Below are 13591 nucleotides of genomic sequence, written 5' to 3'. Positions count from 1 at the left end.
GAGTGTTCAACGCCGTATAGGTGGTTTAGTGGTATTGCTAAATAAGCTAAAAAACTGAACTCATATGTTCAGTTTTTTTGTATACTAACTTTTTGTATTCACTCGATAAGAGAAAATATAGGCAATAACAGCAATAATACCAAATACAAGAGATAGAAAAAACATTATCTGATAGGCGCAATTTACTGAAATTATTTGATCTAGAGTTAGGTTGATTAATATTCCTGATAATACGCTTCCAAATGCACCTCCAATTTGCTGTATCACACGAGTGATAGCACTTGTATCCTTAATCTGATTTTTTTCACAAAACTCAAATGGAGAAGAGAGAACAGCAATCGTAGCAACACCTAATCCGGAGCCTCGAACAGTAAAACCGATGATTTCAGAGGCGTTTCCACCTACTTGAATTATTAATATACTTATTGCTGATATTATTAGACCTATACCAATAATTAGAAATGAATTTATCTCACTTAAAGATTTATAAATAAATTTTCTCGCCAACCAAGCTCCTACACCTTGTAAGGCAAGTAGCAGACCAATATAAGTAATGGATATATTATTATTTATTGCTTGTATTAAAGGAAAAAAAATCATGAAACCGAAAAAGATAAGTGATGTCAGAAATCCCATCATTATTGACATTGAATATTGAGGACTATTAAATGCACTTAAATCGATTAGTTTATTGTCTGACTTATTATTAGTAATAAATGAAACCATCATCAAACCAATTGCGAAAACCAGCATAATAATATTAGAAGTACCAAAAAAATGTTCTGTCGTGATATTTTTAATTGAGATGAAAAATAGGATTAAAGCAATTAAAAATGTCATAAATACATAAATATTCATATTATATTTAGATGTTTTAGTCTCTGGTATTGTTGTCCTACCAAAGAAAAAAGCTAAAAGCACCAAAGGTATGTTGATAAAAAAAGCAATTCTCCAATTTAATTGTTCCGATAATATTGCGCCAAAAATTGGTCCTAGTGCTGGGGCAAAGACTGACGGAATAGCAATCAATGCCATAACCGGTTTTAGCCTTTGCTTAGCAAAATGAGTCGCTATTATCGATTGAGTGATAGGTATTAATATTCCTGCACCAAAACCTTGTAGGCATCTGAACAAGATTAAAGAAACCAGATTATATGAAAATCCAACTAATATAGAACTAATAAGAAAAACAAAAATTGAGCCGATCCATGCTTTCTTGAGTCCAAAATTTTCATGTATATAAGGTGATAGTAATATGCCAGCTGCGCAAGCAAGCATATATATGGTAACCGCCCATTGTATATAAGCATAAGAGGCATTAATGTCATTCGAAATTGCGGGTAAAATAACATTAATAATACTGCTATCTAATAATGGTAATATACTAGATAGCGTCATCGCAAATACTAACTTTCTTTCTGAAATGGTCAGGTCTAGCGATTGTTTCATATTAAATCCTTTCCATATTATATTTAGTTGCGCCTTGTGTATATATTCCATTGAATGTTGATGATGTAATTTCTTTATAATTTTTATGTTTTTCTTTCATGTATCTGTTTCCTTATTAAAACCAGACTATTAAGCAATTAATAAATTTGAAAATTACCAATTAATTTGTCTAAAAAACGATTATTTTGTTGATTTACAACTTATCTATTTATTGCTAACGTGTTACCTTTAACTTAATTGAGAAGACTTTAGGATAGCCAGTAGAATAGCGTTTTACTAGCCAATTTAAGCCACAAAATATCCCATCGGGGCCATATAAATGAATACTCCACTCATTTCTCCACAGTTTGCTTCTTCTGATAGCGAACCGATGATCATATCAACAGCCAGCCACTCTTCACAAAGAGTGACACAACGTCATGGTCATTCGAGAGGACAGTTACTTGGTACATTACAGGGATTAATTTCAATTGAAGCAGAAAGTAGTCAATGGGTAGTGCCTGCAACTCATGCTGTCTGGATCCCCCCGAATGTACAACATAGTCTTCTTGGAACGCATGGACAATTTGAAGGATGGAGTATCTATATACAAAAAAATGCATGTGCTAAACTACCTATCAAACCATGCATTTTAGAATTATCTGACTTATTGCGCGAAGCAATTAACCGAACCATGTCATGGCATAATTCAGAACTGCAACCAGAACAGAAGCGATTAATTGCCGTGATACTTGACGAGATTAGAACAATCCCGCAAGTTGAGCTAGCACTGCCAATGCCTAAAGATATGCGTCTGTTAAAAATCGCTTTAGCTTTGTCTGATAATCCTAGTGATAATAGAAACATTAATGAATGGGGCGTTTGGGCTGGTATTTCCCGACGTTCATTAACTCGTCGATTTACCAATGAAACCGGATTTAATTTTACAGAATGGCGTCAGAAACTGCGCATGTTAAAAGCGTTAGAATTGCTTGCAGCTGGAAAACCAATTACAGAAATATCTTTATATTTAGGTTATGACAATATAAGTGGGTTTATTGCTATTTTCCGGCGAAATTTTGGGGTAACACCAGGTAGTTATCAAAGAGCCATGCGAAACCGTCTCTCATGGCGAAACTTTACTTATACTTCTATTCAAAATGATAATCATATTAATGATAAATTAATCAAATAAATTTTTTCTAAGTCTCGTAATGTAATTAGCAATAAAAGTCGGTTTTAGTAAATAGATCAATTTTTAGAGCAATATAATTTTTTTAATAGAAATAAAAAACTTGTACTTGATAAGTTAATCCCAAAATACCTTCAGATTTAAAAAATCATCTAAGCTATTCAATAATAATTAGCAAAAACCTCAATTAAACAGTTTATTATATGATTTAAGTATTAACTTAAAAAGAAAATAACTTACTATGAGATTCATGCCGTATAGGCGGTAAAATCATTTATTAAATCTCTTAGATAATTATTTAAAAGACTCGTTTTATAAATAAAACAATGTTAATTTATTGCTATCTAGAACTTGAGTTTATTTACTTATTATCATGGATTTAATTCATTCGTCTGATCTTAAAACGATTTTACATTCTAAGCGTGCAAATATCTATTATTTGGAGCATTGTCGAGTTTTAGTCAATGGCGGTCGAGTTGAATATGTGACTGATCAAGGGCAGCAGTCATTATATTGGAACATTCCAATAGCTAATACTAGCTGTATTTTACTTGGTACCGGCACTTCATTAACTCAAGCTGCTGTGCGTGAACTTTCTCGTGCAGGAGTCATGATTGGCTTTTGTGGGGGAGGGGGAACGCCTCTATTTTCCTCGACAGAATCAGAATTTGCCTGCCAATTTTTTTCACCGCAAAGTGAATATCGTGCAACCGAATATCTGCAAAGTTGGTGTCAATTCTGGTTTGACGATAATCTTCGCCTACAAGCCGCTAAAACCCTTCAACAACAGCGACTCAAAATTATTCAACAATGTTGGCCGAAATTTGATTGGCAAATTGACGATAAGCAACTCACTACGTTGTTAAACGATGCTGAAAAACAAATTCAAGATGCGGCAACGAGTCAAGCATTGTTAGCTGCTGAAGGGCGCATCAGCAAACGCCTTTATGGCATGGCAAATCAACTGACTTTACAAGATGATAATTTTAAACGGGAGCAAGGCTCACGCGGCAAGCATTATGATCCTGCTAATCAATTTTTAGATCATGGTAATTATTTAGCTTATGGATTAGGAGCAACAGCTTGTTGGGTATTAGGCTTACCACATGGTTTGGCTATATTACATGGCAAAACTAGGCGAGGAGGGCTAGTATTTGATGCTGCTGATATTATTAAAGATGGTATTGTGTTACCCCAAGCTTTTATATCAGCTAAACAAGGTGATAGTGAAAAAGAGTTGCGACAGGCATGTATTTCACAGTTTGCGCAATTAGGTGCGCTGGATATGATTATTGATACATTGAAGCAGATAGCAGATAAAACATGAATATTTTACTGGTTAGCCAATGCAAGAAAAATGCATTAACTCAGACTCGTCGTATTATCGATCAGTTTGCTGAACGTTGTGGTGAACGAACTTGGCAAACGCCGATGACTACCGATGGTTTGCAGACACTGTATAAATTATTACGTAAAACAGCACGAAAAAATACTGCCGTTGCTTGTTACTGGACGCACGGAAAAAACCTAACCGATCTACTCTGGATTGTTGGTGATAAAAGCCAATTTAATCAACAAGGCCGAGTGCCAACTAATCGTACTAAGCGTAATATATTACGCAATGATAGTGAAAATAGTTGGCAATATGCCACATCTATCCAACTTATCGCAACCATTGCTGCACTATTGCATGATTTGGGTAAGGCGACAGTCGGTTTTCAAGATAAATTACGTAAAAGTCGACCGGCAGGTGATCCGTTTCGTCATGAATGGATTTCATTACAGTTATTCTTATTGATGATTCGTGATTGTAATACTAATCAAGATGTTTTAGTTCGATTAACCAATTTTGCTGATTATCAACAATTAAGACCTGATTGGTATAGAGAGCTAGCAAAGACAGAAAAAAACGATCTCTCTCAATTGCCATTATTGGCCCAATGGATTGGCTGGTTAATTGTTTCACACCATCGCATGCCTTTTTTAAAAACTTCATTAGGAGGTGATAAAGATAAGAAGCTACTGAGAGATATGTTTCTATCTGGTCTAAAACTAAAAAGTTTTTTTAGCACTTTTACTGCTGTTGAAAACTGGGTTAGAAATAGTAATATTGAAGACAGCGCCGATTTTTGGCAACTTAAAAGTGATATAACCTTAAGCCAATCTTGGCTTAAAAAATTAAGTCGCTATGCAAACAAGGCAATTCATCACACTCCTTTAATGCAACTAACCAATATTGATTCATTATTATTACATTTATCACGATTAAGCCTTATGGTTGCTGACCATAACTATTCCAGCATATCAAGCAATGATGAAGAAGCAGAAGAAGTTAAAGATATTCTTATCGCCAATACCAATAAAAGCCAGCACGCCAATCAACGATTAGATGATCATCTATTAGGTGTTGCTAATTTTGCCGCTCGTTTTGCTCGCTTGCTACCTAAAATCAACACTGAATTACCAGCAATTAATCAGCATAAACCATTTATGCAACGCACTACCATTAAACGCTTTCAATGGCAAAACCATGCTTTTGATTTAGCTAAAAGTTATCAACAATTAAGTGATGATAATGGCTTTTTTGGCGTTAATATGGCATCGACCGGCTGTGGTAAAACCTTAGCTAATGGGCGAATTATGTATGCATTATCAAATCCACAGCGTGGGGTGCGATTTACGATTGCTTTAGGATTACGAGTATTAACCTTACAAACTGGTAAAGCATTACGTGAAAGATTGCATTTAACCGATGAACATTTGGCTATTTTGGTTGGTGGTCGGGCAACAAAGACCCTATTTGAGTTAGAAAATCAAGCGGAAATTGATAAAAATGAAAATGATAAAGATAAAGAGATCAATCCCGAAACTCTTGGTTGTGAATCGACAGAATCGTTAGTCGATGAATATATTGATGTGGCAGAGAGTGGTATTGCTGACTGTGAACTCGGTACCATTATCGAAAACAGTAAGGCTCGTCAATTAATCTATGCGCCAATTGTGACATGTACTGTTGATCACTTAATGCAAGCTAGCGAATGTCTCAGAGGTGGCAAATATATTGCCCCTACCTTAAGGTTGCTTACAGCGGATTTAATCTTAGATGAACCGGATGATTTTGATCAGCGAGATTTACCTGCTTTGGCAAGGTTAGTTCATTTAGCCGGGCTTTATGGCAGTAAAGTGTTACTCTCATCAGCCACTTTAACGCCAGACCTTATTGCTGGTTTATTTGATGCTTATCAAGCTGGTCGAAAAATTTGGAATCAGAATACAGGAAGGTCTAATCAGGGGATTATTTGTGGATGGTTTGATGAATATCAGCAGTCAGTCGAACAAATAGCTGATACTGTTAATTTTAAACATCATCATACGAAGTTTATCGAAAAAAGAATAGATAAGTTGCAACAAGGGACAATTCGTCGTCGAGGACAAATTTTAGAATTATTAAATTACTCATTACATAAAAAAGAAAATTCAGATCTCGGCTATGCTCTATTGGCGCAACAGTTATTAGATCAAGCTTATCATTTTCATTTACAGCATCATCAACAAGATCCGCAAACCAACAAAAAAATTAGTCTCGGTTTAATGCGCTTTGCGCACATTGATGATGTGATGTCGCTCACTAAGCAAATCTACCAGCAAACTGAGTTACCGGCAAATGTTCAATTTCATCTGGTGGTTTATCATGCCAGACAACTGCTATTATTGCGCAGTCAACTAGAAGAGAAACTGGATAGAATTTTAAACCGTGGTGATGCTAATAAATTATTTCAACAACCTGAAATCCGTGCAGCAATAAAAGACAGTGATAAACAACATCACATATTTATTGTCATCGGCACACCGGTTACTGAAGTTGGACGTGATCATGATTATGATTGGGCTATTGTAGAGCCATCTTCAATGCGTTCAATTATTCAGTTAGTAGGACGCGTTTGGCGGCATAGACCGGAAAAAATAGCCGAAAGTGCCAATGTGGCGATTCTAGGCAGTAATTTAGAAGCGATGAAAAACGGCAATAATTTAGGTGTTAATAGCGCTTGTTTTACTAAACCGGGGTTTGAGCAAAAACCATTATTTTTATTAAAAACGCATAAGACTGAACAACTGATAACGTCAGAACAATTAAAAAATATTAATGCGACTCCTCGCATTATGACTGATTCGCAAGCAGGCTTAACATTAGCAGAACTAGAACATAAGGTTATGGCAAATTTATTTCCAATCAATGCGCGCAAAAGTAATTATGTTACCAGTTATTGGCAAACCGATTTGGCACATCACCATTGTGTCCATCTACAGTTAATCTCGCCTTTCAGGCTGCAAGAGCAACCACAAGAGGAGTATATCTGCCAACTTGATGACAATGGCGAATACCGATTTAGTTATGCCGAAATCGCTTGGCAAACGCCAAATGAACTTTGTGGTGATCCGCAAAACGAAAATTTTAAATATGATAATTGGCAATTTAGCAATCCATTGATACAGCCATGGCTTACCAATACCGTTGAGCAAGCGATTACTCAAATAGCAGAATATTTTCCAGATAAAAATCATTATCGGCTAGCTAATGAATTTTGTACTATTAATGTGAATAGCGAAACACGCTGGTGTTTTCATCCCTATTTTGGTTTTTATAAAGATAGAAGCTAAAAGAAGAGGTTATTTATTATTTTTAGAAAAATTTATATTTAAAAAAAGTTTTTTACATAACTAGTTTTATAGAAAATAATCAGCTGAGTTGTGCATGCTAGTAATGTTAGAGTAATTACTCTATACTTAACTGCACTGCCGTATAGGTAGTTTAGAAATATGAAATTATGATAAATGTTAATTTTATTTATTACCGCCGAATAGGCGGTTTTTCCTTATTTATCAATAGTAAATGATTTTTCTTTCTGGGTAAATGTCCCTATGAAATTATTTTAGCAAAAAAATAATTGACTAATGTTTGGTTAATATATAACATTACAAACATGTAATGAAAGTTACATGTTTTAAGTATTAAATTTTATACGATCTAAAAACAACAAAACCTTAGTTGGGCCAACAACTAAGGTTTTAAATTTCAACCCTAAGAACAATAGGAGAAAAAATTATGCCTAATAATAATTCTTTAGTATTGGCCTGTCAAATTTCAATTGACAAATTTGAGTTAAATAAATTGCAAAAAATTGTAATTGACAATCAAGCTGCAAATGATGAACTTATTCTAGATTTAGCATCAAATTCTAATTATTATTCAATAAAAGATATTATGAAAATACTTAATATCTCAACTAGAAAAGAAGTTGAATTATTAATTAAAAATTTGCAGTTAAATAAAGAAAAATATCGTCATTTAAGCGCTAATAATGAGTTGAAATATAATAATGACGCACTTAATATTTTAAAGTTATATTTGATTTATAAAGTAGCATAAAAATAAAGGCTTATACTAAAAAGTATAAGCCTTTTTTTGTTTCATTTTTACAAATATAAGGAGGGCCAATGAATAATATTTCTTGGCAAGATATAAGAAAGGTTATTGTCGACTTTCTTCAGCAACGGCTTGCTAATAACAGCAGTTATAAAAGTGAATTGACCAAATTAGAAAAAGCTACACAAGCAGGCGATCAAAAGGCTGTAAATGAATCTCAACAGAAGATGTCAGAACTGAGTAAAAAATTTGATTTTGAAAATTGGATGGAAGATGCTGCAACTCGACGTATTTTCTGGATATCGGTGTGTAATACAACTTCTAAAGGCATTCATTCTTCAAGTTTAGGCAATAATATTAACTTTTTTACAATAGCAAGACCTAATGAGCAGCAATATGTTTCTTCATTAACCCCATTAACTATTAAAGCAGACTGTTCGGGAAACGCTGCTTCTCTTGATATCTTTTCTCTTCTAAATCAAACCGTAAATAATAAAACATTATTAGAATTAATTATTGACGATCATCCAGCTGTATTAAAAGCGCTATCTGATGATGAGCAGAAAGCAGCAATCTATTTAGCCAATTTTAAAAAAGTTATTTTTAATGATTTTGAAAAACCGAAAGCTGACGAACTTAATAAGCAACTTTATTGGCCGAATAGTGAAGAGAGTTATTTGTCACAACAAGAAGATAATTATCGATTGCTTGTTCCTCTGCATCCCACATCTTTGTGTAATGTAGTCTATCAAAAAGTACAAACCCGCTTTTCCGAAGAAAATAAAAAAGCTCGTGAACAACGGCGCTTGAAAGGAGTAGAACATCAACCTTATTTTACTTTCCATCACTTAGCAGTGGTAAAACTTGGTGGTAGTAATCCACAAGGGGTAAGTCAATTAACCAGTAATCAAGGCGGTCGTAATTTTTTACTACCTTCAATGCCACCTAAATTCGAGCGCTCTCAATTTCCGTCAATTGGTCAAAAAAAAGAAAGTGTATTTGACAATTCCTTACAGTATTTCTGCCGATTTGGTTTTCGCTTACTGTTCGATATGGTTGCTGCACCCAAAAATGTAGTTGAAGAGCGTGATAATCGAAAAGATGCCTTTGCGGTTATTTTAACTTTATTGCTTAAATTTGCTCGGAATATACAAACTTCAATGCCGGCAGGTTGGAGTCGTGATTATTCGTTGCTGATGTCACAAAAACTTTGGCTTGATCCTAATCGGGCTGAACTTGAAGATGAAGAAAACTTTAAACATCAGTATGAGCAAGGTAATTGGGTTGTTGAATTAGAAAAGGATTTTGCTTTTTGGATTAAAAATGCCTTAATAGAAAAATTCGACAATACTAAAAAACAATTCTCTGATGCTGAATCTCAAGAGTGGCGTCGCGAATTTCGCGAAGCAGTAAAAGCCAGTCAACGTAGGAAGGAGGGGATCTTCTAATGGCAGATTTAACATTCTATCTCTTTTTTGATCATGTCAAAATTCATAATGCCAATGCCATCTCCAGTCCGTTAACTTATGGTTTTCCGGCTATTTCGGGATTTTTAGGGGCGATTCATGCTTTAAATCGAAAAATTGAGTCGGATCATCCTATCTATCTGGATGGTGTATTAATCGCTTGTCATGATTGTGATGTACAAGTTTATCGACCTAATAACTATTCTGATTATACATTTCGACTCACTCGCAATCCGTTAGCTAAAAATGGTGATACTCGTTCAATTATTGAAGAAGGTCGAGTTCATCTTGATGTCTCATTGCTAATAGAGGTGAAAATAGACGATGTTGAAACCTTATACAATACTGAGCAACAAAAAGCATTTATTAAGCAGATGAAGCAAAAATTTTATCAGCAACGTATTGCCGGTGGTCAGGTTATATCAATAGAAAATGTCTCATTACTTTCTTCAGATGAGTCAGATAAATCCTTATCAAAACTTTTATTACCAGCATTTGTTTTAGTAGAAGCACAGCAAGAGTTACAGGAAATTACTGCCGAGCTACAACAAAAAGATCCGAATGCTACTGCACTTGATGCGTTAGTTGAAACTGCCATGTTGCATCATCATCCGCAAGAAAAAGAGCATTGGCAAACCACATCGGTCAAGCAGGGACGAGGTTGGTTAGTGCCGATACCACTTGGTTATCAAGCTATTTCACCACTGTTTGACGCAGGAATGGTTGAACATGCCCGTAGTAATCAACATCCAACACAATTTGTCGAATGTATTTATGGATTAGGTAAGTGGGTATTTCCACTAAGGTTACAAGAAAATTTATCACAAGCATTTTGGCGTTATAAATGCAGCGAACTGCAATCGAATGACGCAGATATTTATATTATTAATCAAGATTAATTAAACAAGTTTAGCATTGAAAAAAGGAATGAATTATGAGTAAAGATAAAATCACTACCGCATCAGTATTAGCCTTTGAACGTAGTTTTGATATTTCTGATGCCATTTTTGCCCAGCAAAAGAGCTATGATGACCAAAAATTAACGCCAGTTTTATTATCTGAAAAATCTGTTCGCGGTACCATTTCAAATCGGCTTAAAAATGCTTTAGCAAATGATCCGGCTAAATTAGATGCTGAAATTCAAAAAGCTAATTTACAAACAGTCGATGTTGCAGCGCTTGATGCCGATAAAGATACCTTAGTGGTTAAATGGAGCTGTAAAGTACTACCTTTCTTAGGTTCGCCATCAGTCTGTAATGATATTGATTACCAAGAAGAGTTAACCAAAACGACTCAAAGCTATATTAAGGCTGAAGGGATGCAAGCACTAGCTAAACGTTATGCTATCAATATATTAAATGGCCGTTGGTTATGGCGTAATCGTATGGCTGCTGAACAAATCAGTATTAGCATTACTCGTAAAAAAGATGACAAAATAGCAACGATTGAAGTGAGTGATGTTAAGCAATATCAATTAAATTCATTTGATTATGATGACAAATCAGTAAATGACCTCGCTGCTTTGATTGAGGCAGGATTATTAGGCAAAGAGTTTGTTATTTTCGATATTCAAGCTAAATTAAAAATGGGATTAGGGCAAGAGGTCTATCCATCACAAGAATTGATTTTGGATACTGGTAAAGAAAAAAGTAAAGTCTTGTATGAAAAAAACGGTCAAGCAGCAATGCACTCGCAAAAAATCAGCAATGCCATTCGAACTATTGACACCTGGTATGCAGAAAACGCCGAGTTTCCGATTGCCATTGAACCTTATGGTGCAGTTACCACTATGGGACATGCTTTTAGACAACCTAAACAAAAACAGGATTTTTATACCTTATTTGATAATTGGGTACTGAAAGGTGAAAAACCAACGCTTGAACAACAACATTATGTTATTGCAGTTCTGATTCGTGGTGGTGTATTTGGTGCTAGTGGTAAGGAGTAATATTATGCTTACTCACTATTTTGAACTACGGGCAATTCCACAACTGGAGATAACTGAAACTGAAGTGATTAATCAAGTTATGCAATCACTGCATCAGGTGTTAGTTAATCATCAAGGCAATATTGCGGTTAGCTTTCCTTGTTATAATGTCCACAGAACATTAGGCGGGATTATCCGGTTATTTGGCGATGAAGCGCAGTTACAACAATTTAAAATGGCTTTACAGCAGCAGGCCGTAGTTAGTGATTACACATTAGCTTTGCCAATAGCATCTGTACCAACTAGCGTTAAAGGTTACCTACGCTTAATTCGTATCAATCCTAAAGGACAAAGTGCTTTAAGACGAGCCGAAAAACGTTTAACCGCACAAGGTAAATGGTCAGCCGAGGTAAAAAGCAAAATGGTTGAAAAATGGGGTAGCGTTCATTTGAACTATCCACACCTCCATTTTGCTAGCAAAAGCACTGGGCAACATTTTATTATGTGGCTGAAACAACAAAAATGTGCAACGGCTGTTGAAGGAACATTTAATAGTTACGGACTCAGCAAAACAGCAACTGTTCCTGATTTTTAACTAAATAATAAGGGCATTATTATAATGCCCTTAGCTGCCAATAATTAACAATATTAACGGTACAAATTTTGAGGAGCGTACTTTTTAAAGCTAAAAAATTTGAGGAAAGGGGTTTTTAAAACCTAAATACCATGCAGTGTTAACCCTTTTTTTTAACTAAAAATAAAATTTTTAAAAATCAATTAATTGAAAAGCCACCAAAAAAAAGGGTTTTTGCAAAGTAAAATAGACTTTGCCTTTTGCACAACAATGTTTATAGTATTTGAGTTTCTACTTCAAGGCTGCATAAGCCGTTTAGAAACCGATAAACTGTGAAAATGGCAATAATTTTTTCTTCAAGGCTGCATAAGCCGTTTAGAAAATTGAAACAGTGGCGATTCAGATAAATAAACTCTTCAAGGCTGCATAAGCCGTTTAGAAAAACTAAAAAGCTTGATAATCAAGCCCACCAACCTTCAAGGCTGCATAAGCCGTTTAGAAACAACTTATCAAATGCCCAAAGTTCAAGGCTGTAAAAGTGGAAAATTTTGAGGAGCGGGGTTTTTAAGACTAAAATCCATCCGATAAATCACTAAAATTAGTTATAACATCAGCTAGGGTCAATAATAAAAGTTTATTTTTATCAATTAGTTTAGTGCTTCTCATTTAGCGACATGAGCAATGTGTTGATAACTGAGTGAGGTTAGCATGGCAAACAGGGATGTTTGACAAGGCTGTTTTTTTGTTAGGAACAAATAACCGCTGGTGCTTTAAAACGAACGAAGGCGGAAGGCTGTCACATCGTGACCACTTGCGTGGTCGCCGCGGGAGTTGGTAAAGAGGGTTCGCGTGAACCCTCTTTGCTCGGACGTAATCGTCGTATAGAACTAGCTACCAAATAAAAAAACGTCCGAAATCCACCGAATAAAAAAATTTGAGGAGTGGGGTTTTTAAAGCCTAAAATCCATCCGATAAATCACTAAAACCAGCTATAACATCAGCTAGGGCCAATAATAAAAGTTTTTTTATCAATCAGTTTAGTGCTTCTCATTTAGCGACATCAGCAATGTGCTGACAACTGAGTGAGATTAGCATGACAAACAGGGATGTTTGACAAGGCTGTTGTTTGTCAGAAACAAATCACAGCCGGTGCGTTAAGAGCGAACGATGGCGGAAGGCAGTCACATCGTGACCACTTGCGTAGTCGCCGCGGGAGTTGGTAAAGAGGGTTCGCGTGAACCCTCTTTGCTCGGACGTAATTGTCGTATAGAACTAGCTACCAAACAACAAAACGTCCGAAACTCACCGCATAAAAAAATTTGAGGAGTGGGGTTTTTAAAGCCTAAAATCCATCCGATAAATCACTAAAACCAGCTATAACATTAGCTAGTTCGAATAATAATAGTTTATTGCTTGCAAAGTAAGTTTGGTGAATTTTATCTAGCGACATGAGCAATGTGTTGATAACTGAGTGAGGTTAGCATGGCAAACAGGGATGTTTGACAAGGCTGTTTTTTTGTTAGGAACAAATAACCGCTGGTGCTTTAAAACGAACGAAGGCGGAAGGCTGTCACATCGT

General features: G+C 35.3%; 9 protein-coding genes. 8 read left to right on the top strand and 1 reads right to left on the bottom strand.

Annotated elements, in window-relative coordinates; translation table 11 throughout:
• Positions 1-84: 84 nt before the first annotated feature.
• On the bottom strand, positions 85-1449 hold the full coding sequence (locus tag AC5LWZ_RS10155) for an MFS transporter (RefSeq protein ID WP_493463638.1): 1365 nt from the start codon (positions 1447-1449) through the stop codon (positions 85-87).
• A 319-nt stretch (positions 1450-1768) separates the two neighbouring features.
• Here AC5LWZ_RS10155 and AC5LWZ_RS10150 point away from each other — a divergent pair, with 319 nt between their 5' ends.
• From AC5LWZ_RS10150 to cas6f, 8 genes are all read left to right on the top strand, one after another.
• Positions 1769-2623, top strand: coding sequence for an AraC family transcriptional regulator (locus AC5LWZ_RS10150; RefSeq protein ID WP_493463637.1), 855 nt, complete (start codon positions 1769-1771; stop codon positions 2621-2623).
• A gap of 370 nt (positions 2624-2993) precedes the next feature.
• Positions 2994-3947, top strand: a complete 954-nt coding sequence (gene cas1f, locus AC5LWZ_RS10145; RefSeq protein WP_493463636.1) for a type I-F CRISPR-associated endonuclease Cas1f — start codon at positions 2994-2996, stop codon at positions 3945-3947.
• Positions 3944-7279: a type I-F CRISPR-associated helicase Cas3f gene (cas3f, locus tag AC5LWZ_RS10140; RefSeq protein ID WP_493463635.1), complete on the top strand. Its 3336-nt coding sequence runs from the start codon at positions 3944-3946 to the stop codon at positions 7277-7279. Before cas1f ends, cas3f begins: the two co-directional genes overlap by 4 nt.
• Before the next feature lie 445 nt (positions 7280-7724).
• Positions 7725-8048 (top strand): hypothetical protein, encoded by a 324-nt coding sequence (locus AC5LWZ_RS10135; protein ID WP_493463634.1) that lies wholly within the window; start codon positions 7725-7727, stop codon positions 8046-8048.
• A gap of 68 nt (positions 8049-8116) precedes the next feature.
• Positions 8117-9493 (top strand): type I-F CRISPR-associated protein Csy1, encoded by a 1377-nt coding sequence (gene csy1 / locus AC5LWZ_RS10130; protein WP_493463633.1) that lies wholly within the window; start codon positions 8117-8119, stop codon positions 9491-9493.
• A complete protein-coding gene (csy2, locus tag AC5LWZ_RS10125) occupies positions 9493-10410 on the top strand; it encodes a type I-F CRISPR-associated protein Csy2 (RefSeq protein ID WP_493463632.1) in 918 nt (305 codons plus the stop codon). The genes csy1 and csy2 overlap by 1 nt, the downstream gene beginning before the upstream one ends.
• 35 nt (positions 10411-10445) lie before the next feature.
• Complete coding sequence (gene csy3, locus AC5LWZ_RS10120) at positions 10446-11459, top strand: type I-F CRISPR-associated protein Csy3 (protein WP_493463631.1); 1014 nt, start codon at positions 10446-10448, stop codon at positions 11457-11459.
• Positions 11460-11463: 4 nt separating this feature from the next.
• Positions 11464-12033, top strand: a complete 570-nt coding sequence (gene cas6f / locus AC5LWZ_RS10115; RefSeq protein ID WP_493463630.1) for a type I-F CRISPR-associated endoribonuclease Cas6/Csy4 — start codon at positions 11464-11466, stop codon at positions 12031-12033.
• The last annotated feature ends 1558 nt before the right edge of the window (positions 12034-13591 follow it).

Source organism: Gilliamella sp. LMG 34362 (genome assembly GCF_984569125.1).
Note: the sequence above shows the minus strand (reverse complement) of the source record. Positions and strands in the feature narration are given on the sequence as shown.